General features: G+C 35.6%; 26 protein-coding genes. 23 read left to right on the top strand and 3 right to left on the bottom strand.

Features of this window, described 5'->3' with window-relative positions; all coding sequences use genetic code 11:
• Positions 1-12: 12 nt before the first annotated feature.
• Complete coding sequence (gene brnQ / locus A6B44_RS08625; RefSeq protein WP_090920496.1) at positions 13-1,296, bottom strand: branched-chain amino acid transport system II carrier protein; 1,284 nt, start codon at positions 1,294-1,296, stop codon at positions 13-15.
• A gap of 112 nt (positions 1,297-1,408) precedes the next feature.
• Complete coding sequence (locus A6B44_RS08620) at positions 1,409-2,314, bottom strand: 1,4-dihydroxy-2-naphthoate polyprenyltransferase (RefSeq protein ID WP_090920534.1); 906 nt, start codon at positions 2,312-2,314, stop codon at positions 1,409-1,411.
• A 93-nt stretch (positions 2,315-2,407) separates the two neighbouring features.
• Here A6B44_RS08620 and tsaA point away from each other — a divergent pair, with 93 nt between their 5' ends.
• The 19 genes from tsaA (at position 2,408) to folP (ending at position 18,459) form a co-directional block, all read left to right on the top strand.
• A complete protein-coding gene (gene tsaA, locus A6B44_RS08615) occupies positions 2,408-3,160 on the top strand; it encodes a tRNA (N6-threonylcarbamoyladenosine(37)-N6)-methyltransferase TrmO (RefSeq protein WP_090920493.1) in 753 nt (250 codons plus the stop codon).
• Positions 3,161-3,316: 156 nt separating this feature from the next.
• A complete protein-coding gene (gene agaB / locus A6B44_RS08610; RefSeq protein ID WP_090920488.1) occupies positions 3,317-3,781 on the top strand; it encodes a PTS galactosamine transporter subunit IIB in 465 nt (154 codons plus the stop codon).
• Between the two features lie 29 nt (positions 3,782-3,810).
• Complete coding sequence (gene agaC / locus A6B44_RS08605; RefSeq protein WP_218061366.1) at positions 3,811-4,611, top strand: PTS galactosamine transporter subunit IIC; 801 nt, start codon at positions 3,811-3,813, stop codon at positions 4,609-4,611.
• Positions 4,601-5,395, top strand: coding sequence for a PTS galactosamine transporter subunit IID (gene agaD, locus A6B44_RS08600; RefSeq protein WP_090920479.1), 795 nt, complete (start codon positions 4,601-4,603; stop codon positions 5,393-5,395). The genes agaC and agaD overlap by 11 nt, the downstream gene beginning before the upstream one ends.
• 192 nt (positions 5,396-5,587) lie before the next feature.
• Entirely contained in the window at positions 5,588-6,304 is a 717-nt protein-coding gene (locus A6B44_RS08595) for an SIMPL domain-containing protein (RefSeq protein WP_090920476.1), read from the top strand.
• Between the two features lie 120 nt (positions 6,305-6,424).
• The gene (gene rppH, locus A6B44_RS08590; protein ID WP_090920474.1) at positions 6,425-6,994 is read left to right on the top strand and encodes an RNA pyrophosphohydrolase; all 570 of its coding nucleotides are present in this window, start codon (positions 6,425-6,427) and stop codon (positions 6,992-6,994) included.
• A complete protein-coding gene (locus tag A6B44_RS08585; RefSeq protein ID WP_090920471.1) occupies positions 6,994-7,794 on the top strand; it encodes a sulfite exporter TauE/SafE family protein in 801 nt (266 codons plus the stop codon). The genes rppH and A6B44_RS08585 overlap by 1 nt, the downstream gene beginning before the upstream one ends.
• A 21-nt stretch (positions 7,795-7,815) precedes the next feature.
• Positions 7,816-8,610, top strand: coding sequence for a prolipoprotein diacylglyceryl transferase (gene lgt, locus A6B44_RS08580; RefSeq protein ID WP_090920468.1), 795 nt, complete (start codon positions 7,816-7,818; stop codon positions 8,608-8,610).
• A gap of 102 nt (positions 8,611-8,712) precedes the next feature.
• On the top strand, positions 8,713-9,699 hold the full coding sequence (locus tag A6B44_RS08575; protein ID WP_090920467.1) for a Fic family protein: 987 nt from the start codon (positions 8,713-8,715) through the stop codon (positions 9,697-9,699).
• 63 nt (positions 9,700-9,762) lie between these two features.
• A complete protein-coding gene (gene surE, locus A6B44_RS08570) occupies positions 9,763-10,530 on the top strand; it encodes a 5'/3'-nucleotidase SurE (protein WP_090920464.1) in 768 nt (255 codons plus the stop codon).
• The gene (locus A6B44_RS08565) at positions 10,531-11,115 is read left to right on the top strand and encodes a YqaA family protein (protein WP_090920461.1); all 585 of its coding nucleotides are present in this window, start codon (positions 10,531-10,533) and stop codon (positions 11,113-11,115) included. It abuts the gene before it with no gap.
• Positions 11,116-11,133: 18 nt separating this feature from the next.
• Positions 11,134-11,580: a LysM peptidoglycan-binding domain-containing protein gene (locus A6B44_RS08560; protein WP_090920459.1), complete on the top strand. Its 447-nt coding sequence runs from the start codon at positions 11,134-11,136 to the stop codon at positions 11,578-11,580.
• A gap of 27 nt (positions 11,581-11,607) precedes the next feature.
• Positions 11,608-12,834, top strand: a complete 1,227-nt coding sequence (gene nlpD, locus A6B44_RS08555) for a murein hydrolase activator NlpD (protein WP_090920531.1) — start codon at positions 11,608-11,610, stop codon at positions 12,832-12,834.
• A gap of 93 nt (positions 12,835-12,927) precedes the next feature.
• Positions 12,928-13,932: a tRNA pseudouridine(13) synthase TruD gene (gene truD / locus A6B44_RS08550; RefSeq protein WP_090920456.1), complete on the top strand. Its 1,005-nt coding sequence runs from the start codon at positions 12,928-12,930 to the stop codon at positions 13,930-13,932.
• Between the two features lie 26 nt (positions 13,933-13,958).
• Positions 13,959-14,834, top strand: a complete 876-nt coding sequence (locus A6B44_RS08545; protein ID WP_090920453.1) for a hypothetical protein — start codon at positions 13,959-13,961, stop codon at positions 14,832-14,834.
• A 1-nt stretch (position 14,835) separates the two neighbouring features.
• Positions 14,836-15,504, top strand: a complete 669-nt coding sequence (locus A6B44_RS08540) for a phosphoglycolate phosphatase (protein WP_090920450.1) — start codon at positions 14,836-14,838, stop codon at positions 15,502-15,504.
• Positions 15,505-15,573: 69 nt separating this feature from the next.
• Positions 15,574-16,608 carry a tryptophan--tRNA ligase gene (gene trpS, locus A6B44_RS08535; protein ID WP_090920447.1) on the top strand — a complete coding sequence of 345 codons (1,035 nt, stop codon included), beginning with the start codon at positions 15,574-15,576 and terminating at the stop codon, positions 16,606-16,608.
• Positions 16,609-16,664: 56 nt separating this feature from the next.
• The gene (rluC, locus tag A6B44_RS08530) at positions 16,665-17,624 is read left to right on the top strand and encodes a 23S rRNA pseudouridine(955/2504/2580) synthase RluC (protein ID WP_090920445.1); all 960 of its coding nucleotides are present in this window, start codon (positions 16,665-16,667) and stop codon (positions 17,622-17,624) included.
• Positions 17,614-18,459 (top strand): dihydropteroate synthase, encoded by an 846-nt coding sequence (folP, locus tag A6B44_RS08525; protein ID WP_090920442.1) that lies wholly within the window; start codon positions 17,614-17,616, stop codon positions 18,457-18,459. Before rluC ends, folP begins: the two co-directional genes overlap by 11 nt.
• A gap of 98 nt (positions 18,460-18,557) precedes the next feature.
• Here the strand turns inward: folP and A6B44_RS08520 are convergent, their stop codons facing one another.
• Positions 18,558-19,952, bottom strand: coding sequence for a DASS family sodium-coupled anion symporter (locus A6B44_RS08520; RefSeq protein ID WP_090920439.1), 1,395 nt, complete (start codon positions 19,950-19,952; stop codon positions 18,558-18,560).
• A gap of 289 nt (positions 19,953-20,241) precedes the next feature.
• Here A6B44_RS08520 and htpG point away from each other — a divergent pair, with 289 nt between their 5' ends.
• The 4 genes from htpG (at position 20,242) to lolE (ending at position 26,016) form a co-directional block, all read left to right on the top strand.
• Positions 20,242-22,128 (top strand): molecular chaperone HtpG, encoded by a 1,887-nt coding sequence (gene htpG, locus A6B44_RS08515; RefSeq protein ID WP_090920433.1) that lies wholly within the window; start codon positions 20,242-20,244, stop codon positions 22,126-22,128.
• A 574-nt stretch (positions 22,129-22,702) separates the two neighbouring features.
• Entirely contained in the window at positions 22,703-23,932 is a 1,230-nt protein-coding gene (locus A6B44_RS08510) for a zinc ribbon domain-containing protein (RefSeq protein WP_090920430.1), read from the top strand.
• 150 nt (positions 23,933-24,082) lie between these two features.
• The gene (gene lolD / locus A6B44_RS08505; protein ID WP_090920427.1) at positions 24,083-24,766 is read left to right on the top strand and encodes a lipoprotein-releasing ABC transporter ATP-binding protein LolD; all 684 of its coding nucleotides are present in this window, start codon (positions 24,083-24,085) and stop codon (positions 24,764-24,766) included.
• Positions 24,766-26,016: a lipoprotein-releasing ABC transporter permease subunit LolE gene (gene lolE, locus A6B44_RS08500; protein WP_090920424.1), complete on the top strand. Its 1,251-nt coding sequence runs from the start codon at positions 24,766-24,768 to the stop codon at positions 26,014-26,016. The genes lolD and lolE overlap by 1 nt, the downstream gene beginning before the upstream one ends.
• Positions 26,017-26,103: the final 87 nt, after the last annotated feature.

Genomic DNA, 26,103 nt, shown 5'->3' with positions numbered 1-26,103 from the left:
GGTTGAAATTACCTAAGCTTTTATTTTACTTATAGCAAAACCAATCACACAACCAATAATAGCAACAGGAAGCCATTCCATTGAATAGGCTTTCAGTGGCAGGCTCGCAACAATTTCTGAACCCATTACAGACAGAATTGACACGATGGTTACTAATATAATTGGAACACCTTTGGCTAATTTTGATAAGGGCATCATTAAATTAACCAGCAGTAGTAACATTGCTGTCATAGAAATTGGATAAAGCACTAATAATACAGGAATCGACTTACTGATAACGGCATTTAGTCCTTGATTGGCTAAACCAAAACCAATTAACGTAAATAAGATAGTATAATTACGATAAGAGATTTTTGAAAAGATGCTATTAAAGTAAGAAGAGGTTGCGACTACCAAGCCAATTGATGTTGTTAAACAGGCTAAAGTTACAATTAAACCCAGTACACTTCTGCCTAATACACCAAAAGATTGTGTGGCAGCATCATTTAAGATAAAGACACCTAAGTTTTGACCTCTTTCAGCAACTTCTGACAATGTTTGTTGGGTTAAAAGCATATTATTACCAATCCAACCAATGGAAATATAAATAAATCCAAGTGCAACGGCTGCGATAACACTGGCAATCATTGCTTGTTTTGCCAAGCTGGTCTCTTTTGTATTTTTACTACGAATCGCATTCATCACGACTACAGAGAAAGCGAATGAAGCAAGGGCATCCATTGTTTGATAACCTTCTAAAAAGCCGTCAACTAAAGGCATTTTCATTGTAGTTGTGGTGTGAATATTTTCACTTCCGATTAAAATACCCGTCATTCGAAGTACTAATGCAATAATGGCAATTAAAAGTATAGGGGTAAGGATTGCACCAATACGATCAACCATTTTAGTTGGGTTTAAACTGACCCATAGGGTGATGCCAAAATAAATAGCAGTAAAGATAAATAGAGAAATAGGATCTGTTTCACCAATAAATGGAATGACCGCCATATCAAATGATGTTGCTGCAGTACGAGGAATGGCAAAGAATGGTCCAATGGTTAAATAGATAGCACCTAAAAGTAATAACGAAATCCAAGGATGAATATTTTCTAATGCTTTTTTATATCCCCCTTCATATTGTGTTGCAACGATAATACCTAAAAGAGGTAAACCAACGCCAGTAACCACAAAACCAATAATTGCAGGCCAAAACTCCACACCACTATCAAACCCTAATTTAGGTGGAAAAATTAAATTTCCTGCACCGAAAAAAATAGCAAACAGCATAAAGCCAACGACAAAGGTGTTTTTATTCATATAAAGCCCCAAATAAGATAAATGTTCAAATTAATAAAGTTGCGTACTTTCGCATAAAAAAGTAGCATTGTCTAGGGTTAAGGTCTTATTATTTGGTTACTATTCTTTGATATTATAAGTTTATACCTAAGCTAAATATGATATTCGTTATTAGCGCTAATCCTGCCATTTTACCGAGTTGTGGACGAAGCTGTTTTGGCTCTTTATACTGATAAACCGTTATGGCGTGTTTTAGCAATAAAGGCGTTGTTCCTAAAAAAAGGAAACTTTGCCAAGTGTGCTGCGTAAAAATTGCAAAAAGTAAGTAAGATGTGACCGCTAGAGTAAGCAAAATAAAATGATAAATACGTCCATTTTCTGCTCCAATTCTCACTACCACCGTGTTTTTACCTGCGCTTCTATCTTGCTCAATATCTCGTAGATTATTAATATTGAGTACAGCGACAGAAAGTAAACCACAGCCAAATGCAGGGAGTAATAACGTCAGGGAGAGATAATGGGTTTGTAAATAAAAGGTGCCTAATACGGCAAGGAAACCAAAGAACAGTAATACAGACATATCACCTAATCCTAAGTAACCATAAGGTTTATTACCGACGGTATAAGTAATTGCACTAATAATCGCTAAAAAACCGAGCAAAGAAAAAACAAACAGATCTTGCCACGATTGATAGGCGTAAATAAGTAATGTAAATCCACTGATTAATACTAAACTGATAAGAATATATATCGCTTTTTTCAGTTGTTCTTTTGTAATTTCACCTTGTTGAATAGCTCTTAATGGGCCAATACGCTCAGCGGTGTCAGAGCCTTGAATATGATCACCATAATCATTTGCAAAGTTAGAGAGAATTTGCAATAACAGGGTGGTTAAAAAAGCCAAAAATGTTGTAATACCATTAAATGCACCGACCGATGACGCTAATGCCGCTCCTACTAAAATAGAGGCTAAAGCTAAAGGCAAGGTTTTTGGACGTGCCGTTGTTATCCAAATTGAAAATGTTGATGGTTTATTCATAGTAGTATCGTTTATCATTATAGATCCTTATGATAAGCTATTTTATTATAAAATGACGTATTATTTTTTAATTTTTGATAGGAAATTGACGATATGATGGAACTTCAACCAATTACGTGCTATCCAGTGGGAATTATTCATACGCCTTACGGTGAAAAATTTTCTGTGCCACGTCAGCCAAATTTAGTGGCTGAGGGTAAGGGAATATTGCGTTTACTCCCTCCTTACAATACAGAAGAGAGTGTTCGAGGGCTAAGTGAATTTAGCCATTTATGGTTATTATTTCAATTTCATCATATTCCACAAGGTAAAGTACAAACCACAGTGCGACCTCCTCGTTTAGGGGGTAATCAACGTGTAGGAGTGTTTGCAAGTCGCTCTACTCATCGTCCTAATCCCATTGGCTTATCAAAAGTGGCATTAGAAAAAATCGAATATAACAATGGAGAAGTATTGCTCTATTTAGGCAGTGTGGATTTAGTTGACGGTACGCCAATTTTAGATATTAAACCTTATCTCGCCTATGCTGATAGCGAAGTCAATGCAAAATCTGGTTTTGCACAACATAAACCTACCCCAAAATTAACCGTCACCTTTACGCAAGAGGCGAAACAAGCGGTCACATCTTGTCAAAAATTTGCAAAATATCAGATCGATGATCCGATTGCATTTATCCGAGACGTTATCGCACAAGATCCACGCCCTGCTTATCAACAAGGTAAACTGACTGATCGAGTATATGGAATGTTACTGGCTGAGTGTAATATCCGTTGGAAAATCGATACAGAAAATCCTTATCAGGCAATAGTGGTTGAAATTAAAAACACCCAAAATTTCAAAAAATAACAGTAAAATAACAAAAAGAAACATATTTTTTATTAAATAATGGTATTTTTTTGTAGAAAAAGTGTGACATTGATCACATAATTACTAATGGGAAAATTCCGATCTATAATCAGTCAATCTTTTTATTTATTCTTTATAATCGAATAGGGAGAGACTATGCCTATCTTACTCACTCGTATAGACAATCGTTTAATTCACGGACAAGTTGGAATGACTTGGGTAATGACCCTTCAATCTAATCTTGTTGTAGTCGTTGATGACGATGTCGCAGAAGATCCACTTCAACAGCAACTTATGGCAAGTGTTTTGCAAACCTCAGGTGCTGGCGTGCGTTTTTTCAGTATTGAAAAAATGATTAACGTTATTCATAAAGCTTCAGATCGACAGAAAATTTTTATTGTTGTTCCAACTCCAGAAGTTGCTTGGAAGCTGATTGAAGGGGGTGTACCGATTGAAGAAGTGAATATTGGTAATATGCACTTTTCAAAAGGAAAAACACAATTAAGTAAAAAAGTCTATGTTGATGAAACAGACTTAGACTATTTACACAAAATCCGAGATTATGGCGTTGAGCTGTATATACAGGATGTTCCCGGAGATAGTAAGGAATTTATTAAATAATTTTAACTCATCAGATTAAGGAGAAAATTATGGAAATTACTTTGTTACAAGGAATTGGAATTGCCATAATGGCTTTAATTGTTGGTATTGATTTTTGGTTTGAGGCACTTTTTATTTTTAGACCAATTATCGTTGCCACTTTAACAGGTGCCATTTTAGGTGATTTACAAACAGGTTTAATGGTTGGTGGTTTAACTGAACTTGCTTTTGCAGGTTTAACACCAGCAGGAGGTGTGCAACCACCAAATCCTATTTTGGCAGGTGTAATGGGAACGGTACTCGCTTATACCACAGGATCAACCCCACAGGCTTCTATGGCTTTGGCTTTACCATTTAGCTTTTTAATGCAATATATCATTTTATTCTGCTACTCGGCATTTACTATTTTTATGGTTAAAGCTGATGAAGCGGCTGATAACGCAGATGTACAAAGTATTGCAAAAATAAATATAACCACTACTGCAATTATTGGATGTATTTATGCCATTGTTGTGTTCTTATGTGTTTATATTGCTCAAGAACCAATGAAAGTGTTTGTGAATAGTTTACCTCAATGGCTTACTCACGGATTTGAAGTAACAGGAGGAATTTTACCAGCAGTTGGTTTTGGTATGTTATTAAAAGTATTACTCAAACTGGAATATGTTCCTTACCTCATTATTGGATTTGTAATGGCGAGTTTCTTAACCTTCTCAAACTTACTTCCAGTAGCAGCAGTAGGGTTTGCTCTTGCAATGTTAATGTATAACATTGGTAAAGAGCGTAGTCAGATATTATCCAGTATTAGTACAATCACACGAAAAGTGGAGGACGAAGAAGATGGAATCTAATAAAGTTATTACCAAATCAGATATTACCAAACTTGCTATTCGTTCATCATTTTTGCAAGCAAGTTTTAACTATGAAAGAATGCAATCTTGTGGTTTTCTATACTCACAATTACCTTTGTTAAAGAAAATTCATAAAGATAAAAAAGATCTTTCTGATGCAATGAATGATAATTTGGAATTTATCAATACCCATCCAAACCTTGTTGGCTTTTTAATGGGATTACTTGTTTCATTAGAAGAAGCAAAAGAAAAACGAGCGACAATCAAAGGGCTGAAACTGGCATTATTTGCTCCTTTAGCAGGGATTGGTGATGCGATATTTTGGTTCACCTTGTTACCAATTATGGCAGGGGTATGTGCTTCTTTGGCAATGTCAGGTAGCGTACTTGGACCCATTTTATTTTTTGCGGTTTACCTTGCCATTTGGCTATTACGCATTCCTTTAACCCATCTTGGGTATAATTTAGGAATAAATGCTGTTGAACGCATTAAGAAAGAGTCCGATATTATCGCAAAAGGGGCAACTATTTTAGGGGTCACTGTAATCGGTGGTTTAATTGCGTCCTATGTCCATATTAATGTTATCAGTGAGATAGTGGTCAATGCTCAAAAAACCGTTTCTGTTCAAACAGACTTTTTTGATAAGATTTTTCCAAATATTTTAGGATTAGGCTATGTATTAAGTATGTATTATCTGCTTACTAAAAAACGTTTTAATCCTATTATGTTGATTGCCATTACATTTGGGCTTTCTATTCTATTATCCTTCTTGGGTATTTTATAATTAAGTTAAAGTAAGTTAGTAATTAACTTTCATCAAAGCAAATCCGATTTATAGGACAGTCTCCCCTATAAATCGGATTTTTATTTTTACTTGGGAGGTGAGCAATACAACTCTTTACTTTGTAACAGTAATTGAACTAATAACACAATAATTACTCTAACCGTTGTTATATTTACTTTTTAAGGAAAACAAATGAAATTGCAAAAATATTGGGTCATCTTACCGCTTATCACAGCGACATTCACAGCTTTGGCGGAAGAAAAAACGGATCAGAAGTATCAATCTACTTTCCATTTTTCAACTGAAGTGCGCCGTACAGTAGATAAAGATTTGATGTTTGCGTCTGTGTATAGTCGTAAAACAGGGGAGTCTTTGGCGAAGTTAAGAACCTTTGTCTCTAAAAATTTAAACGAAGTACTTGAGTTGGCAAAACAATATCCAACGATTGAAGTAGAAGCGACAGGGATTCAAAATTATCCACACTACAAAAAAGAAAAAGTGAAAGGGTGGGAAGCACAAGGGGATATTCGTTTTAAAAGTAAAGATTTTGAAGCGATGGAAAAATTACTTAATGGGCTAGGTGATGAGATTGCATTAAACTCCATTGATTTTAGTGTTTCTCCAGAGAAGATGGCCGTGTTAGAAGATGAAATGACGGCTGAAATGATTCAAAAATTACAACATAAAGCGGATATCATTAAAAAAGGGTTGAATGCAAAAAGTTATATTTTATCTAATATTCAATTAGATAGTGTTAATAATAGACCTAGACAACTTTATCGTGGTCAAATGGCACAAATGACTTATGCTTCAAAATCCAGTTTTCAAGATGAAGATAGCTTACCATTAGAAGCGGGTAAAGAGACGATTGTTACTCGAGCATCGGGTACGGTCAAATTTAAGCAATAATTCAAAATAAGTACTGTTGGAATGAAATAAACAAATCAATAGTGGTGTTTCGGTTGCTCCAAAAATAAAAGTATGAAACAATCTATACCATTCAAGATTATTTAAAATAAGGCGGTCAAATTGATCGATTCTGATGGATACCGCCCAAATGTTGGCATAGTTATTTGTAATAAAAGTGGACAAGTTCTATGGGCAAAACGGTTTGGACAAAACTCTTGGCAATTTCCTCAAGGGGGAGTGAAAGAGGGCGAAAGCATAGAAACAGCAATGTACCGTGAGCTTTATGAAGAAGTTGGTTTAACAAAGAATGATGTACGGTTAATTTGGGCATCTAAATATTGGTTAAAATATAAATTACCTAAACGTTTAATTCGCAATGAAGGCACTCGTCCCGTTTGTATTGGACAAAAACAGCGATGGTTTTTGTTGCAATTAGTCGCTGGTGAAAATGCGATAAAGCTTGATGCAATAAACAATCCCGAATTTGATGGTTGGCGTTGGGTCAGTTTTTGGTATCCCGTTCGTCAGGTTGTCTCTTTCAAACGAGATGTTTATCGTAAGGCAATGAAAGAGTTTGCTCAAGTGCTAAGTCAAAACAATCATCGATACTTTGATAATACAGAGCATTCCAAAGGCGAAAAAAGTCCTCGATCAAAGCATCATCGCAAATCATCGTGGAGAAAGCGTTAATGACAATAACGATTTTTATTGTTTTTTTGTGCTTAGGCGCGATTTCAGGGTTATTAGCAGGGCTATTTGGAATTGGCGGTGGAATGGTTATAGTGCCTGCATTGGTCTATTTATTTGCTCATATTGGTGTGCCCGATGAGTTGATAATGTCAATGGCATTGGGGACGTCGTTTTCTACCATTGTTGTAAATACCTTTTCTGCGGCTCAACATCATCATAAATTAGGTAATATAGAATTTTCAGTCATCAAATTTTTTGTGCCACCACTGATGATAATGGGGTTTGTAACAGCGGCTGTTGTAACAGGGCTACCTAAACATATTATTACAAAAGTGTTTGCGGTGTTGATGCTCTACCTATCACTCAAAATGTTTTTATCCATAAAAACACCTAAAAGACAGCTGAAGCAATTAACCACAAAATCTATGGTGATTGCAGGTGGTACAATTGGTGTATTGGCAAGTTTAGCAGGTATCGCAGGTGGTGGTTTTATTGTACCTTTCCTAGAAAGTCGAGGACTACCACTGAAACGAGCCATTGGCACATCTTCCTTGTGTGGCTGTTTACTAGGAATAACAGGGATGTGTAGCTTCGTTTTTTATGGTTATGATGCGCCTCACTTACCAGCTTACTCTTTAGGCTATGTCTATTTACCTGCATTATTGGGTATTGTATCGGTGTCTTTTTTTACCTCAAAGCTAGGCGCAAAATTAGCCACTATTTTATCGGTGGGTAGTTTAAAAAGAGCATTCTCATTATTATTGGTTGTGATTGCAATCAATATGTTTTTTAAATATTAGATTTCAAGTAAAAGAGTAAAAATGTACGACAATTATTTAATTTATCCAAATATCGATCCAATTATCTTTCAAATCGGCCCTGTTGCGTTACGATGGTATGGCTTAATGTATCTTATTGGTTTTGCCTTTGCTTATTGGTTGGGTACACGCAGAGCAAAAAAATCTAATGGCTTATGGACAGTTGAACAAGTCGATCAATTGCTTTATAACGGATTTTTCGGCGTTATATTAGGTGGTCGCATTGGGGATGTATTCTTCTATAGCTTTGATAAACTCCTTCAAGATCCTCTTTATCTGTTCCGTATTTGGGAAGGAGGAATGTCGTTTCACGGAGGTTTAATTGGGGTCATCATTGCAATGCTTTGGACAGCTCGTCGTCAAAAACATACATTTTGGGAAACCGCTGATTTTGCTGCACCACTGATCCCTTTTGGTTTAGGAATGGGACGATTAGGGAACTTTATTAATGGTGAACTATGGGGAAGAACTACTGATGTACCTTGGGCAATGATCTTCCCTCACGTTGATTATCAACCACGCCATCCATCGCAAATTTATGAATTTCTACTAGAAGGCGTGCTGTTATTTATCATTTTAAATGTATTTATTCGCAAACCTCGCCCACTTGGTGCTGTATCAGGGCTATTCTTACTGTGCTATGGTATTTTCCGCTTTATCGTTGAAAATTTCAGAGAACCAGATATGAGCCTTACTCTTGATTTAGGGATTATCACACGTGGACAAACATTGTCACTACCGATGATTGTTTTGGGAGTGTTAATTATGGTTATTGCTTATAAAAAGCGTAAAAGTTAATAATTGAAGCGGTCACATTTAATTAAAAATTTGCAAAATTAGAAATACAATTGGATGAGCGATATAATGAGTGATAAATTTTTATTTGAATTAGGGTGATAAATGAACAAGCCGCCTTTTGAAATAACCAATAAATCTCTGAATTTAATGGTACAAATATCAGAAAAAATTGGGCGTTTACAAGCGGATTATGAAAAGCAGCTACATTTGCGAAAAAATAACCGTTTACGTTCTATTCAGGCATCATTAGCGATTGAAAATAACTCAATGAGTCTTGAGCAGGTCACTGATATTATCAATGGAAAGCGGGTATTGGGTTCGCCAAAAGAAATTCAAGAAGTGAAAAATGCTTATGATGCCTATGAAAAAATACATCATTTTTCACCTTATTCTGTTAAAGATTTTTTAATGGCTCATCGTTTAATGATGCAAGGATTGACCAATGATGCAGGATCTTTTCGTACTGGTGATGTTGGGATTTTTAATCATCAAGGTGAAGTCATTCATATGGGGGCAAGACCTGAGTTTGTCCCTAAATTAGTAAAAGATTTATTTGATTGGGCAAAAAATGATGATACACCTGCTTTAATTAAAAGTTGTGTAATACATTATGAATTAGAGCTTATTCACCCTTTTGCTGATGGTAATGGACGAATGGGACGTTTATGGCAAAGTGTTTTATTAAGCAAAGAAAATCCAGTTTTTGAATGGTTACCGATTGAAACAATGGTATATGAACATCAGAATGAGTATTATGCAACATTAAGACAAGCGGATAAGACAAGTTCTGCGACAGTATTTATTGAATTTATTCTAGCTACTATTTTAGAAACAATTCAAACATATCCAGAAAAACAGATGAGCGATATAATGAGCGATATGGTGAGCGATAAATTTTCAACACTTGAAAAAGAAGCTTATTCTAAAATAAAGTATTATTTAGACAATCACGCTCAAATTAGTAACCAACAAGCTCAGCAATTATTGGCAAAATCAGCTCCAACGGTAAGGCGTTATTTGAATAAGTTTGTGGCTTATGGTCTATTGCAAGCAAGTGGTAAGAATAAAGCCAGAATTTATTTTAAATAAACAATAAGAAAACAAGCGGTAAGATCTTAACAAAAATTTACAAATTTTATATAAGGAAAGTAAATGAAAATTTTAATAAGTAATGATGATGGTATCCACGCAAAGGGTATCAATGTATTGGCTTCGACGTTACGTGAGGCAGGACATAATGTAACGATAGTTGCGCCAGATAGAAATAGAAGTGCGGCATCAAGTTGTTTAACTTTGGTTGACCCATTAAGAGTGAAAAAGCTATCAGAACAAAATTATACTGTTGTCGCAGGTACACCTGCAGACTGCGTACATTTAGCATTAAATGGCTTTCTTGAAGAAGAGTTTGATTTAGTTGTTTCTGGGATTAATCACGGAGCAAATTTGGGTGATGATGTGATTTATTCAGGAACCGTCGCTGCAGCAATTGAAGGTCGTCATTTACCATTACCTTCTATTGCAGTCTCTTTGGTTGAAAAAAATGACTCTACTTATCTTGTATCAGGTGAACATCATTTTGAAACAGCGGCTAAAGTTGTTCTCGATTTACTTCAAAAAATAGAAATAGATCTTCTGCCAAATAAACAAATTCTGAATGTAAATGTGCCAAATGTCCCTTATTCAAAGTTAGCTGGTATTGAAATTACTCGCTGTGGGAATCGTCTTGCAGATGCAAAAATCATTAAAGAGAAAGATCCAAGAGATGCGACTGTTTATTGGATTGGACCAAGTGGTACACCTATTGATGAGGGCGAAGGCACAGACTTTTTTGCAGTTAAACAAAATAAAGTGTCCATTACACCGATTCAAGCAGATATGACTGCTCATCAATCTATTGCAGGTTTAAAAGAAAAATTTTAAATGAAATTATTTGGCACGGTTTATGACAAGGTAATGGAGTGGTCATCACACCGCTTAGCGTGGTTATGGTTAAGTTTTATCAGCTTTATTGAGGCGATATTTTTCCCTATTCCACCTGATGTAATGCTTATTCCAATGTCGATGAGTAAGCCGAAATTGGCGACTCGTTATGCTATTTATACGACTATCGCATCAGTACTAGGTGGTGCAATAGGATATAGCATTGGTTATTTTGCTTTTGATTGGGTAAAAGACATTATTATAACTTGGGGCTATCAAACTAAATTTGAACAAACCATTACTTGGTTTGAACAATGGGGTGTTTTTGTGGTCTTTCTAGCAGGGTTCTCGCCAATTCCCTACAAAATATTTACGATTTGTGCTGGCGTAATGCAAATGTTATTCTTACCTTTTGTATTAACTGCCACAATATCTCGTTTCCTGCGTTTTTTGCTTGTAGCAAAATTATCTGCTTGGGGAGGAGAAAAATATGCAAATAAAATCCGTAAATCGATTGAAATTATTGGCTGGTCAGTTGTATTATTAGCAGTGATAGCTTATTTTCTCTATCAATTTTTTAAATAAATAGCAAGGAGAGACATAATGAAAAAATTATTTTTACTATTTCCAATGACGGCATTAACTTTAGCTGGCTGTTCAACATATAGCCCAGCAATGGAAGATGAAGATGTATTGCCACCGCCACCACCAGCAATTGAAACGACCAATGTGGGTTGGCAAAATACTGAAACTACAGTGTATACTCCTACTCAAGTTGAGAGTCCAATCTATCAAGAGGAAACAACACCAGCGACCTCAGTATCACAAAACACTCAAACTATTACCATTCCTAGAGATGCAGAAGGTCGTCCTGATTATAGTCAAATGACGAAAGGTTCTTATACTGGTAGTACTTATACAGTACAAAAAGGTGATACTCTATTTTTGATTTCTTATTTATCAGGACAAGATGTGAATACACTTGCACGTTTAAACAATTTAAATCAAACATATAGTTTAACAATTGGACAAGTGCTAAAACTTCGATAGTAAGTTTATTTAATAGAGATTGATATGATGAAAAAAACATTTTTACTGCTTCCTCTAGGGGCGGTGGTCTTAGCTTCTTGTAGCTCTCAGCGAGCGGCACCTGTTGGGTATGCTTCTAATGCAGATCTTTTTCCAGGCACTACTCGTCCTGTGAATCGTGCTGGAAAAGCAGGTTACCAGCATAATGCAAATATTCAAAAAACAAGAATGCCAACTTCAATGAATACCGCACCAAGAGCAGGGGCAAGTTCAGTGGTACCAGCAGTTCAACCAAAAGGAAATTCTGTTGTAAATACCAATGTTGCGCCTACAGTGACACAGCAACAGGTAGTTACAAATGTAACGCCAAAGACAATGGAAAAGCCAACTGTCGCAGAGGGAGCGATAAATATTCCTCGGGATGATGCGACTCATAAACCTATTTACAGTGAAATTGATAAAGGATTTTATGACAAAAACGTTTATACGGTTCGTCAAGGCGATACAATGTTCTTGATTGCCTATATTGCAGGTAAAGATGTCAGAGAGATTGCTGCGTTAAATGGTTTGGAAGAACCTTATCCATTAAAAATTGGACAAAAAATAAAACTAACAGGTAGTTATCCTAAAAAAGTTGTGAAGCAACAAGTGGTGAAACAGAAAATTGTTAAACCAAAAGTGATAACTAAAACTGTTGTTACAAAACCTAAACAAGTAGTCGTTAAGGCACAAGGAGAAATTGCAGATAAAGCGATTTCTACTGCAAAAACGGTTTCTAAAGTCACCTACAAAGCGACTAGAAATGGAACAGCATATGGTTCAGATGGTACGGTCAGAGGCCCTGTAAAAGCCACAACCAGCACAGAAAGAATGACAACTAAAGCAGTGAGAATGGCTGATTCGTCGTTAAAATGGAACTGGCCAACAGCAGGGCGTGTTGTATCTCGTTTTTCATCAGCAGATGGTGGAAACAAAGGTATTGATATTAAAGGTTCTAAGGGACAAGCTGTAAAAGCGACAGCGAGCGGTCGAATTGTATATGCAGGTAATGCTCTGCAAGGCTATGGTAATTTAATTATTATTAAGCACAATGATAATTATCTCAGTGCTTATGCTCACAATGATGAAATTTTAGTTGAAGAGCAAGACACCGTAAAAATTGGACAGCGTATTGCAACAATGGGTAATACAGGTACTAACACTACCAAATTACACTTTGAAATTCGTTATAAAGGTAAATCGGTTAATCCAATGGATTACTTACCTAGACGTTAATTTGCAAATTTTTGATAAGATCTTACCGCTTGCACTTTCTAGTGTTAGCGGTATTTTCATATTAGCGAATCATAAAAACTTAAGGATTAAAAAATGAATTTAGCCTATCTAAATGGTGAACCCAAACAAGCGGGTCGATTAAAAGCAGAATTTGCAGATTTTATTGTGAGAGAAGAATTGGGTTACGATCTTGCTAATGAAGGAGAATTTGTTGCGGTTAAAGTGCGTAAAACCAATGCCAACACCTTATTTGTAGGGGAAAAATTAGCAAAGTTTGCGGGTATTTCTGCAAAAAATATGAGTTATGCTGGCTTAAAAGATCGCAATGCCATCACAGAACAATGGTTTTGTTTACACTTAGCAGGTAAGGAAACACCAGATTTTAGCCAGTTTTCAGAAGAAGGTGTCGAGATTTTAGAGGTGACTCGCCATAATCGTAAAATTCGAGTAGGGGCGTTAGTGGGTAACCATTTTAAGCTTTTATTAAGAGATGTAAAACAAACGGATGATTTAGAACAACGCTTAACACAAATTCAAGCGGTTGGATTTCCTAACTATTTTACCGAACAACGCTTCGGACGAGATGGCAATAATTTAATTCAAGCTCAACGTTGGGCGAATGGTGAAATTAAGGTGAAAGATCGTAAAAAACGCAGTTTTTATCTTTCAGCCGCACGTAGTGATATATTCAATCAAGTGGTTTCAGCCCGTATTCAAGAAAACCTTATATCACGAGTTGTAAATAATGATTTACTACAACTTGCAGGCTCAAATAGTTTCTTTCAAGCGACAGAAAACGAGTTAACAGAATTACAACAACGTTTAACGGATAATGATTTATTGCTGACTGCTCCACTGTTCGGGGAAGATTCCTTAGACAAATCAGCCCCACAACCTGAGCAACAAATTATTGCACAACACCAATCTTTTATTGAATTGATGAAAGAGGTAAGAATGAAAGCTTCTCGCCGAGCAATGTTGTGTAAACCACAAAATTTTGAATGGCTATTTATTGATGAAGGACTAAAATTAAACTTCTTTTTAGAATCAGGGAGTTATGCAACTGCGTTAGTGAGAGAGTTGGTAGTGGTTGAGTAACAAATAATATTAAAGGAAGGATAGCAATGGATTCTTTTTTAATTATGATTAAAGATACTTTATTAAATGCACCATTTTGTCTTAATCATAGAAATGTAATCAATAAAATACCTGCATTAAAAAACTATGCTTGTTTTGCTATTCAAGCATATAGATGGTTTTTTCGTTGCGGTTTTTCTCTTTATTTAATGGTAATGTTCATTGATACGTCAAGTGATGATTTTGGTGGTTTAGTTAACACCTTATTTTCTTTTGTATTAGCCTTTTATATTTTTGCGATTGTTTTTGCCCAAGCAAGTATATTTATTATTTTAAATTTCTTGATTGGGTTAGTGGTAGGATTTAGGACAAAAGCAGTTTATTTATTGGCGTTGATTGTATCAGTTATCAGTGTTGTGATTTGGTGGCAGTGTTATCGTTGCGATGAATATGGCTGTTCATTATTAAGACGAGACATTGGCTGGACGTTATCTCTATTTTTTATTCCTTTAATTTCTGCTACGCTATATCATCTTGTATTCAAAATAGAAGAAACAGATTGGCAACCAAAGTACAGACGCTTTTTTATTATTGAAAGTTGTATTATTTTTATTGTACCTTTGAGTGGCGTTGATAATTTGGATATGCTGCCATTTTTTGTATTTTTTAGTATGCTTACGGCAGGGAGCAGAACCCTAACTTTTTACTGTGTCTATCGTAGTTTTTGTAGAGCAAAACAATATTTACCTTTGATTTTAATTATTTGTGCAATGGTAAATGCGAGTGCGATTGCAGGTAATATATTTAATTTTGAAATTTTTAATATTTTTTACATTTTGGGTGTTATTTTATTTTCATTATTTGAGATACTGATTGTATCTGTTGATGATAAAAAAATACGTTTTATAAACAAAAGAGGATAAAATGAACAATAAATTTAAACTTATCGGATTTGATTTAGATGGCACATTAGTGAATAGTCTGCCAGATTTAACCTTATCATTAAATTCTGTTTTTGCAGAAGTTGGATTACCACCAGCACCAGAGGAAACTGTGCTTACGTGGATCGGTAAAGGGGCAGATGTTTTATTTCAAAAAGGCTTAGAATGGTCAGGCAAGGCGGAGCAATTTAATGCTGAACAAATCGCACAACTTAAACAACGTTTTGATTATTTTTATGGTGAAAATGTGTGTAATAAAAGCGTATTATTTCCAAATGTAAAATCCACCTTAGAGACATTGCACCAAAAAGGCTATATTTTAGCAGTAGTAACCAATAAACCAACTAAGCACGTACAACCTGTATTAAAGGCGTTTGGAATAGATCATCTATTTTCAGAAACCTTAGGTGGGCAATCGCTACCTTTGGTTAAACCACATCCAGCACCATTATTTTATTTATTCGGTAAATTTGGATGCTATCCAAATGAAGTGTTATTTGTGGGGGATTCTAAAAATGATATTTTGGCGGCAAAAGTTGCTGGGTGTAAAAGTGTTGGTTTAACCTATGGTTACAATTACAATATCCCTATCAGTGAATCAGAACCTGATTTTGTGTGTGAAGACTTTGCAGAAATCTTAAAAATTGCATAAAATGATCTTGTAGGGGCATATTCTATAAGTCCAAATAATATAAAATACAGGAAGAAATAGGAAATTCAAATGACAACAAAAAAACCAATCGTATTTAGTGGTGTTCAACCATCAGGTGAGCTTACATTAGGAAATTATTTGGGGGCGTTACGTCAGTGGGTAAAAATGCAAGATGACTATGATTGTTTATATTGTATTGTGGATCTACACGCGATTACAGTTCGCCAAGATCCAGAAGCGTTACGTAAAGCCACTTTAGATGTTTTAGCCCTTTATCTTGCTTGTGGTATTGATCCTGAAAAAAGCACCATTTTTATTCAATCTCAGGTGCCTGAACATACCCAATTAGCGTGGACGTTAAATTGTTACACCTATTTTGGTGAAATGAACCGAATGACCCAATTTAAAGATAAATCAGCACGTTATGAAGAAAACGTGAATGTGGGGTTATTTACTTATCCTATTTTAATGGCATCAGATATTCTGTTATATCAAACCAACCAAGTGCCAGTGGGCGACGATCAACGTCAGCATTTAGAAATTACACGAGATATTGCCGATCGATTTAATGCCATTTATGGTGAAAAAGATACAGAGGGCAATGTCACTAAAGGGATTTTTGAAGTGCCAGAAGTCTTTATTGCAAAGCAAGGTGCAAGGGTAATGTCATTACTTGAACCAACCAAAAAAATGTCGAAATCGGATGATAACCGTAAAAATGTGATTGGCTTATTAGAAGATCCAAAAGCCGTAGCCAAAAAAATCAAACGTGCAATGACAGATGGTGATGAGCCACCAGTAGTGCGTTATGACGTGAAAAATAAAGCAGGGGTGTCTAACTTATTAGATATTTTATCGGCAATTACAGGTAAAACTATTGCACAGCTGGAAGAAGAGTTTGAAGGCAAAATGTATGGTCATTTAAAAACAGCGGTGGCTGATGAGGTTTCTACATTGCTGACTGATTTACAAGAGCGTTTCCATCATTTCCGTAATAATGAAGCATTATTAGAGCAAATCTATCGTGATGGTGCAAAAAAAGCGAGAGCAAAAGCACAACAAACCTTAAAAGAGGTGTATCAAGCGGTAGGATTTGTTGCATAATTTGCAAATTTTTATAAGTAAGTGACCGCTTATTAACCTATAACTTGGAATCATGAATGACAGAAAAAATAATCAGTGCCAAAGTGCAATTTGTAACCATTAGTGACGATGAAAGTGGGCAACGAATTGATAATTTCTTACTCGCAAAACTTAAAGGTGTACCGAAAAGTTTAATTTATCGTATTGTTCGCAAAGGCGAAGTGCGAGTAAATAAGGGACGAGTAAAACCTGAATATAAGCTACAGGCTGATGATGTGGTTCGCATTCCACCTGTGCGAGTATCTGAAAAAAACACTGCACCGATTTCAACAAAACTCAATAAAGTGGCGGAATTAGAAAGCCATATTTTATATGAAGATGAAGTACTAATCGTGGTTAATAAACCGTCAGGCATTGCGGTTCACGGTGGCAGTGGATTAAGTTTTGGGCTGATTGAAGCATTGCGAGCATTACGTCCACAAGCTCGTTTTTTGGAATTAGTCCACCGTATTGATCGTGATACATCAGGGATTTTATTAGTTGCCAAAAAACGCTCTGCGTTACGTAACTTACACGAACAGTTACGCGTTAAAACCGTGAAAAAAGACTATCTCGCCTTAGTGCGTGGGCAGTGGCAATCCCACGTAAAAGCCGTTAAAGCATCGTTAAAAAAGAATGAATTAGCCAGTGGCGAACGTATTGTGCGAGTCAGTGAAGAGGGTAAGCCATCGGATACTCGTTTTAGTATTGAAGAGCGTTATCAAAATGCAACTTTAGTGAAAGCCTCGCCAGTCACAGGACGCACTCATCAAATTCGAGTACATACTCAATATGCAGGACATCCTATTGCGTTAGACAGTAAATATGGCGACGCAGAATTTGATCAAAAAATGAAAAGTTTTGGGCTAAATCGTCTGTTTTTACACGCCTATTCAATTCGCTTTACCCACCCAAGAACCGAAGAAGAAATGGTGATTACCGCTCCACTTGATAGCAACTTAAAAGCAATTTTAAAAAGGCTTAGAGATGAAAATTAGTTACAAAAATTATCAAAAATGTGACCGCTTATTAGATTTAACTAATCCGAATATTATGGGGATTTTAAATTTTACCCCTGATTCATTCTCGGATAGCGGACGTTTTTTCTCGTTAGACAAAGCCCTTTTTCAAGTGGAAAAAATGCTTAATGAAGGAGCTGACATTATTGATATTGGCGGAGAGTCTACTCGCCCTAATGCTGAAATTATTAGCGAACAACAAGAGCTAGAACGTGTCGTTCCCTTAGTAGAAGCGGTTCGATCACGCTTTGATTGTTTAATTTCAGTGGATACCTCAAAAGCGGAAGTAATGAAAGAGTCGGCAAAAATGGGAATGGATATTATCAATGATATTCGTGCTTTAACCTTGCCTAATGCGTTGGACACCGCCGCTGAGGTAGGTTTGCCTGTTTGCCTAATGCATATGCAAGGCACACCTCAAACAATGCAACAAGCCCCTGAATATGATGATGTTATTGAAGAAGTAGCGACTTTTTTGAATCAACGAGCCTTTGCTTGTGTAACAGCAGGTATTCCTCCACAGCATATTATTTTAGATGTTGGTTTTGGTTTTGGTAAAACTGTTGAGCATAATTATCAATTATTAAAACATCTGCACATTTTTGCTGAATCTGGTTATCCAATTCTGGCAGGGCTTTCTCGTAAATCTATGATTGGGGCAGTGCTGGATAAACCTGTTGAAGAGCGTTTGGTTGGTAGTGTTGCAGGGGCATTATTGTGTGTACAAAATGGTGCTAAAATTGTACGTGTTCACGATGTAAAAGAAACAGCGGATGCGTTAAAGATTTGGAATGTGATGCAGGAAGTTGATTAAAGCAACAAAAATAAAATAGAGACAGGATGATTTTCCTGTCTCTATAATGAAGCGGTTACATTGCATTAAAAATTTGCAATTTTGCTTTGTCTCTAAATTTATAGCCAGAATAGATAAGCAACACTGGCAATAATAAAGATACACATAATATTTAACCAGAAACCAATTTTCAGCATTTCACGCTGTTTGATAACTCCTGTTCCAAATACAATGGCATTTGGCGGAGTGGCGACTGGCAACATAAATGCACAAGACGCACCTAAACCGATAATTAATGATAGCCCTACAACTGGCATATTTAATGCCTGTGCAATAGAAATAAAGAGCGGTACTAATAATGCGGCACTGGCGGTATTGGAAGCTACCTCAGTTAAGAAAATAATGAAAGCAGCAACAAGTAATCCAACTAAGAAGAAATGCCCGCCTTCCATCATAAATACCACACCATCAGCCAATACTTTACTTGCCCCAGTTTTACCTAAAACAGAACTTAATGTGATACCACCCCCAAAGAGCATTAATACGCCCCACTCGGTATTTTTTTGAATCTGCTCCCAAGTTGTGACTCGAGTAATACAAACCAATACTGCGGCAAAAAGTGCCACCATTCCATCAAATTTAGCAATTTTTCCTTCAATACCCAATAATCCTGAAAGTAATGGATTAAGATAACGACCAAATACCCAACATAGTGCAATCGCAACAAAAATAACTAAAATGGTAATACGTTGACGGTTTAATTTGATTTCTTCAAATTGGTGTTCAAAGGTCTTATTTAAATTTGGTTTTAATAACACATAAAGCACGCCCACCATTAATGGAAGTAACATTACTACCATTGGTAAGCCGTAGCCCATCCACTCAGAGAAAGACATTTTTAATTGAGAAACCACGATTGCATTTGGAGGACTACCCACAGGTGTTCCCATTCCTCCAATACTGGCACTATAGGCGATACCAAGCAATACAAAAACATAAGTACTATGATTTTGCTCTTTATCCATTTGGCTTAAAATACCCATTGCAAGAGGTAACATCATTGCCGTTGTTGCAGTATTACTGATCCACATTGAAAGAAAAGCCGTTACACCAAATAAGTATAAAACCGCAATCAATAAATTACCTCGTGCTAAGGTCATAATTTTATTGGCAATTAAGCGATCCAATTTTTGAATATGTAACGCAGTGGCCAATGCAAAACCCCCAAAGAAGAGGAAAATGGTTGGAGATGCAAAGCTTGCTAATGCTGCTTTTGACTGGACAACACCTAAGCCCACTGCCATTATAGGCACGAGTAAGGCTGTTACTGTTACGTGTAACGCTTCTGTTAGCCATAACACCGCAATAAAAGCCAATAGTGCTAACCCTTTATTCTCTGCTGCAGAAAATGGTAAAAAATTTAAAAGTGCAAAAAATAGTACAATATCTACTAATAAAATAATCGTATTTCGCCAAGACCTTGTAGTCTCAAAATGTAATTGTGTTTTAGGCATATAATTCCCCCCTTAAGATAAAAATGCATTACCAATATTAGTAAAAATTAGTTTAAATTAAAATGAGTTTGTTGCAAAAATGTGACGTCTGTCTAATTATTGTTTTATTTTTATTCCTAAATTATTAAATTTATTAAAATATTGCAAAATACAATCTATCATATTTTGATAAAATTTATAAAAAAACCCTTGAAACAATGACTATAATCCCCATTTACTTAATACCCAAGCGGTCACATTATTTTAATTTTTTGCAAAATTTTTCAAATATCAATTTAAGAGGATAACAATGAGTACTAATCAAGAAACTCGTGGCTTTCAGTCAGAAGTCAAACAACTACTACAATTAATGATTCACTCACTTTATTCAAATAAAGAAATATTTTTACGTGAGTTAATTTCAAACGCTTCGGACGCAGCGGATAAACTGCGTTTCAAAGCCCTTTCAGATACGTCACTTTATGAAAATGACGGCGAATTGCGTGTGCGTGTTAGCGTTGATGAAACTTTAAATACCATCACAATCAGCGATAACGGAATCGGTATGAGCCGTGAGCAAGTGATCGAACACTTAGGGACAATCGCAAAATCAGGTACTAAAGAATTTTTAAATTCACTCGGCACAGACCAAGCCAAAGATAGCCAACTTATCGGACAATTTGGGGTTGGGTTCTATTCTGCCTTTATCGTGGCAGATAAAGTGACCGTAAAAACTCGTGCTGCAGGCTTAACTGCTGAGCAAGGGGTGATTTGGGAATCGGCGGGCGAAGGCGATTACACCGTTGCAGATTTAGAAAAAGCAACACGTGGAACAGAAGTCATTTTACATCTACGTGAAGAAGAAAAAGAATTTTTAAACGAGTGGCGTTTGCGTAGCATTATCAGTAAATATTCAGATCACATCGGTTTACCTGTTGAAATTCAAGCCAAAGATTTTGACGATGAAGGCAATGAAAAAGGCACAAAATGGGAAAAAATCAACAAAGCCCAAGCCTTATGGGCACGAGCAAAAAGTGATGTTTCTGATGAAGAATATAAAGAATTTTACAAACATATCAGCCACGATTTTGCCGAGCCTTTAACGTGGTCACACAACAAAGTGGAAGGAAAACAAGAATATACTAGCTTGCTTTACGTACCTTCAAAAGCACCTTTTGACCTATTTCAACGAGATCAAAAACACGGCTTAAAACTTTATGTACAACGTGTCTTTATTATGGACGATGCCGAAGTCTTTATGCCAAATTACTTACGTTTTATGCGTGGTTTACTGGATTCTAACGACTTACCATTAAACGTGTCTCGTGAAATTTTACAAGATAATAAAACGACCTCCGCATTGCGTAATGCTTTAACAAAACGCACCTTGCAAATGCTTTCAAAATTAGCGAAAGACGATAAAGAGCAATATCAAACATTCTGGAATGAATTTGGTTTAGTGTTAAAAGAAGGCGTGGGCGAAGATCAAGCAAATAAAGAAAAAGTGGCGGAATTATTACGTTTCACTTCAACCCATTCAGACAGCAGCGTGCAAAATATCTCGCTTGCTGACTATATCGAGCGAATGAAAGAAGGACAAAAAGCGATTTACTTCTTAACTGCCGACAGCTACCAAGCGGCGAAAAACAGCCCACACTTAGAGCTATTTAACAAAAAAGGCATTGAAGTGTTACTGCTTTCCGATCGCATTGATGAATGGTTAATCAGCTACTTAACCGAGTTCCAAGACAAGCCATTACAAAGCATTACCAAATCTGATTTAGACTTAGGCGACTTAGCAGATAAAGAAGACGAAGCACAACAAAAAGCCCAACAAGAAGAGTTTGGTTCATTCTTAGAAAGAGCAAAAACCTACTTAGGCGATCGTGTAAAAGATGTGGTATTAACGCACCGCTTAACAGATACACCTGCGGTTGTTTCTACAACTTCAGATGAAATGAGTACCCAAATGGCAAAATTATTTGCTGCAATGGGACAACAAGCTCCTGAAGTAAAATATACTTTTGAGCTAAATCCTGACCATCAAATGGTGAAACATATTGCAGACATTGCCGACGAAACGCAATTTAATGAATGGATTGAGTTATTATTAGAGCAAGCCCTGTTTGCAGAACAAGGCACATTAGAAGATCCAACTTCATTTATTAAACGAATGAATAAATTGTTAAGTGTTTAATTTATAAGGATTTTCGTAGGGGCGGCATTAGCAAACGTAGTTTGCGTATATCCGCCCGTTATCGCTCCTGTTCTTTACTCAAGAATATTAACGGGAGGATATTCCATTCGCTTACGCTCATTAAATCCTCCCCTACAAAAAATAAATATAATTCAATAGGTTGTAAATTTTTGTTCGTGATAATAAACTCGTTTCGCTCAAAAAATATTTTTATCACTGAAAAATCTGCAAAATTTAGGCAATCTGTATAGTGGGAAATAAGTTAGATTTTCAATTTAAAAACCTTACTGGGATATATTTATACTATAGTAAATTAAATATAGAATAAGACTACCATATATGATTATTATCGCTCCCTAATCTTGTCGAAGGGGCTGTCGTTTAAGACGCACTTATGCTTCGACAAGCTCAGCAACCGTGCTTCAATAAATATTTAGTTCTCATTTTAATTTACTGTAAAACAAGCGATCACTTTCTTTCAAAAATTTGCAAAAAATTGGGAGAAAGTGGCCGCTTTGTTGTATTTTTTGGTACACTGAGACTCCTATAATTATCTTTTAATAAGGATTGGGATATGTTTACTAAGATCAAACACAATTATAAAAACTACTTATCTTTTAAAGAAAAGAATAAAGTCACACCCTTAAGTAAAATTTCTATTTTTTTACTTTTTATCTTAGATATTTTTGTGTTCGCTTCTCTTAATTTAGGTATGAACTTTCAAACGGAAGTGATTAATAATCCTTATACAAAATATTCTTATGAGTGTCGAGATTTAGTGAAAAATCCGACAGAAGTACAAGACTATAGGTCTGATATCTATTTATCTCATTCCAACAGAAATAATTATTATAATAAATACGAAAATATTAAAGCAACGGAATTAGATGCGAGATGTAAAAAAATAAATACTTATCTCAAAGAGATATCAGAAGATAAACTTATTTTAGATATTGTTCAAAAGATTAAACAAAATAAGGGAATACTGAATGAGATTGAAGAAAGATTAAGTTATATTCGAGATAACTATAATACGGCTCTTTTTGAAAAAATAGCCAATCAACAAGGCAGTATTTTAGAAATAGATTTGAATACAAAAAATGCCAAAGTAAAGTATGATAAGCTAAAAAAAGAGCAAGAGGTGACAGACAATATTTTACAAACGCATTTACAAATGTTTAAAGAAAATAAACGAGTGAATGAGTTATATAATTATGTCACTACAACTAAAGAAATTATTACTGATTATGAAAGTGAGAAAAAATTTTATTATATAAAACAATCTGTTATAAGTGTGTTATTTTTACTTCCGTTACTTCTCTTCTTTGCTTATAGAATGAAAGTAAATAACAATAGAAATAATTATAATAGATATATTATTACTAAAAATTTATTTATTGTGACATTAATTCCTTTTACTATTGAAAGTATGAGAATGGTGTGGAGCCTTATCCCTCACACTTTCTTTCAGAAATTGATTGAATTGTTATACAGTTTAAATATACCTTTTGTTGCTTATTATATTCTCATTGCTTTATTTGTGGTTATCCTTACTTTTGTGATAATTAAGGTTCAAAATAGAGTCAATCTCGCGAAGAAAGACAAGAAAAATCCACTCTATGTGATTAAATCATTCAATAAAAATAAGTGTATTTATTGCTCCAATAAAGTAGATTATATTACTATGAATTATTGCTCTTACTGTGGTAATCAGTTAAAAGAAACTTGTATTTCTTGTAACCAACTGACGTTCAAGGGGCTTAATTATTGTGTAAGTTGTGGAGAAGCGAGTACAGAAGAGTAGATTTTATTTTTAATATATTCGATGAACAGTATAAGCGGTCACTTTCTTTCAAAAATTTGCAAAAAATTAAAAGAAAGTGACCGCTATTATTTGTAATCTTGTTCAAAATTCCGCAAAATAAGCCTAATTCTCCATAAAAAGATTTTAACAATGACAATAGAACTACTTCGCTGTAACAATATCAGCAAAGATTATCAAGAAGGTAATCAAAAAACACAGGTATTAAATAATATTTCTTTCTCAATGAATTCAGAAGAGTTGGTTGCCATTGTAGGCAGTTCAGGCTCAGGGAAAAGTACTTTATTGCATATACTGGGCGGTCTTGACCAACCAAGTGTGGGAGAAGTGTTTATCAAACAGCAATCCTTGCAGAAATTAACAAGTAATAAATTGGCGCACTTACGTAACCAATACTTAGGTTTTGTATATCAATTTCATCATTTAATGGCAGATTTTAGTGCGATTGAAAATGTAATGATGCCAATGTTGATCGGTAAGCAGAATAAAACAGAAGCGAAGGATCGAGCTGAAAAGATGTTACAAGCAGTGGGGCTTGCACATCGTTTAAATAATCGACCATCCGCCCTTTCAGGAGGGGAGCGTCAAAGGGTTGCTATTGCAAGGGCGTTAGTTAATAACCCTGCGTTAGTACTCGCTGATGAGCCTACGGGGAATTTAGATCGCAAAACAACGGAAAGTATTTTTGAACTTATTAAACAGTTAAACGAAGAACAGCATATTGCTTTTTTATTAGTCACTCACGATCTTAATCTTGCTGCTAAACTGTCTCGCCGTTTGTGTATGCAGGATGGTATCCTGAAAGAGGAAGGATAATGAATACGCCCTTTTTTATCAGTTGGCGGTATCAACGCACACAACAAAAAAATCGTCTTGTGTCATTAATTGCGCTGTTTTCTAGTATTGGTATTGCATTAGGTGTGGCGGTGTTGATTGTTGGATTAAGTGCAATGAATGGCTTTGAAAAAGAGCTAAACCAACGGGTTTTATCTGTTGTTCCTCATGCAGAATTGACGTCTTACCAAAATGGACAACTTCAACCTATTGAGAAAGGCGATGAATTAGAAAATTTGGTAAAAAATGATCCTAATGTGACCGCTACCTTACCTTTTGTTAGCTTTACAGCCCTTATTGAAAAGGGTGTAAAACTGAAAATTGTGCAGGTCAAAGGTATTTCAGCAGAAAAGCAACAAAAAGCCAGTGCGTTACATCAGTTTATCGATCAGTCTGAATGGCAAGCTTTTAAAAAAGAAGGTGGGCTTATTTTGGGTGCGGGTATTGCTCGTGGTTTAGGGGTTCAAAAAGGTGATGATGTTACTTTGTTGCTACCTGAAACAAAAGGTGGTACTCAGTTAAAGCAACCGCAACGTTTTAATTTAACCGTAACAGGAATTTTACGTTTGGAAGGGCAACTCGATCACAGCTATGCACTGCTTCCTATTGAAACTGCACAACAATTTTTAGGGTATCAGCCACAACAATATTCTGGTATTGAATTTTCTGTTAAAGCCCCTTTTAATATTCAAAAGTTACGACTACCACAACTTCATCAATTCCCTCAGCCTCTTTATCAACAAACGTGGATCGATAAATTTGGGTATATGTATAACGATATCCATCTTATTCGTACTATTATGTATATCGCAATGGTATTAGTGATCGGCGTGGCGTGTTTTAATATTATTTCCACCCTTGTAATGACGGTAAAAGATAAACAGGGCGATATTGCGATTCAGCGTACTTTAGGGGCGAATAATCGATTTATTCAACAAATTTTCTTATGGTATGGGTTAATTTCAGGAATGAAAGGAGCGGTTGCTGGGATAATTTTAGGCTGTATTGTTTCTCTTAATTTGACGAGTATTATCAAAGGGATAGAAAGCTTAGTTGGGATACACTTTTTATCAGACGGTATTTATTTTATAAACTTTTTACCAAGTGAGTTACATTTATTGGATATAGTTTGGGTGTTGCTTGCAACCATTATTTTAAGCCTAATTGCCAGCTTATACCCTGCCATTAGAGCATCAAAATTACAGCCAGCGAAGGTGTTGAGTGGGCATTGATATTATTTTTATATCTATGTTTGTTCATATAAATAAATCAGTCAGTCATACTTTTAGGCATGATTGACCGGTTCAGTACATCATAGT

This window comes from Pasteurella skyensis, from assembly GCF_013377295.1.
Taxonomy (GTDB): Bacteria; Pseudomonadota; Gammaproteobacteria; order Enterobacterales; family Pasteurellaceae; genus Phocoenobacter; species Phocoenobacter skyensis.
This window is presented reverse-complemented; position numbering and strand designations above follow the sequence as displayed.

Bases quoted from the DNA above. Each gene is read 5' to 3' on its own strand.
- rluC (WP_090920445.1), top strand. From the start codon at position 16,665: ATGACAGAAAAAATAATCAGTGCCAAAGTGCAATTTGTAACCATTAGT.
- folP (WP_090920442.1), top strand. From the start codon at position 17,614: ATGAAAATTAGTTACAAAAATTATCAAAAATGTGACCGCTTATTAGAT.
- agaC (WP_218061366.1), top strand. From the start codon at position 3,811: ATGGAAATTACTTTGTTACAAGGAATTGGAATTGCCATAATGGCTTTA.
- brnQ (WP_090920496.1), bottom strand. From the start codon at position 1,296: ATGAATAAAAACACCTTTGTCGTTGGCTTTATGCTGTTTGCTATTTTT.
- A6B44_RS08545 (WP_090920453.1), top strand. From the start codon at position 13,959: ATGGATTCTTTTTTAATTATGATTAAAGATACTTTATTAAATGCACCA.
- A6B44_RS08620 (WP_090920534.1), bottom strand. From the start codon at position 2,314: ATGAATAAACCATCAACATTTTCAATTTGGATAACAACGGCACGTCCA.
- nlpD (WP_090920531.1), top strand. From the start codon at position 11,608: ATGAAAAAAACATTTTTACTGCTTCCTCTAGGGGCGGTGGTCTTAGCT.
- agaB (WP_090920488.1), top strand. From the start codon at position 3,317: ATGCCTATCTTACTCACTCGTATAGACAATCGTTTAATTCACGGACAA.
- lolE (WP_090920424.1), top strand. From the start codon at position 24,766: ATGAATACGCCCTTTTTTATCAGTTGGCGGTATCAACGCACACAACAA.
- A6B44_RS08560 (WP_090920459.1), top strand. From the start codon at position 11,134: ATGAAAAAATTATTTTTACTATTTCCAATGACGGCATTAACTTTAGCT.
- tsaA (WP_090920493.1), top strand. From the start codon at position 2,408: ATGATGGAACTTCAACCAATTACGTGCTATCCAGTGGGAATTATTCAT.
- A6B44_RS08540 (WP_090920450.1), top strand. From the start codon at position 14,836: ATGAACAATAAATTTAAACTTATCGGATTTGATTTAGATGGCACATTA.
- htpG (WP_090920433.1), top strand. From the start codon at position 20,242: ATGAGTACTAATCAAGAAACTCGTGGCTTTCAGTCAGAAGTCAAACAA.
- A6B44_RS08565 (WP_090920461.1), top strand. From the start codon at position 10,531: ATGAAATTATTTGGCACGGTTTATGACAAGGTAATGGAGTGGTCATCA.
- agaD (WP_090920479.1), top strand. From the start codon at position 4,601: ATGGAATCTAATAAAGTTATTACCAAATCAGATATTACCAAACTTGCT.
- A6B44_RS08520 (WP_090920439.1), bottom strand. From the start codon at position 19,952: ATGCCTAAAACACAATTACATTTTGAGACTACAAGGTCTTGGCGAAAT.
- A6B44_RS08575 (WP_090920467.1), top strand. From the start codon at position 8,713: ATGAACAAGCCGCCTTTTGAAATAACCAATAAATCTCTGAATTTAATG.
- lgt (WP_090920468.1), top strand. From the start codon at position 7,816: ATGTACGACAATTATTTAATTTATCCAAATATCGATCCAATTATCTTT.
- A6B44_RS08585 (WP_090920471.1), top strand. From the start codon at position 6,994: ATGACAATAACGATTTTTATTGTTTTTTTGTGCTTAGGCGCGATTTCA.
- A6B44_RS08510 (WP_090920430.1), top strand. From the start codon at position 22,703: ATGTTTACTAAGATCAAACACAATTATAAAAACTACTTATCTTTTAAA.
- A6B44_RS08595 (WP_090920476.1), top strand. From the start codon at position 5,588: ATGAAATTGCAAAAATATTGGGTCATCTTACCGCTTATCACAGCGACA.
- truD (WP_090920456.1), top strand. From the start codon at position 12,928: ATGAATTTAGCCTATCTAAATGGTGAACCCAAACAAGCGGGTCGATTA.
- lolD (WP_090920427.1), top strand. From the start codon at position 24,083: ATGACAATAGAACTACTTCGCTGTAACAATATCAGCAAAGATTATCAA.
- trpS (WP_090920447.1), top strand. From the start codon at position 15,574: ATGACAACAAAAAAACCAATCGTATTTAGTGGTGTTCAACCATCAGGT.
- surE (WP_090920464.1), top strand. From the start codon at position 9,763: ATGAAAATTTTAATAAGTAATGATGATGGTATCCACGCAAAGGGTATC.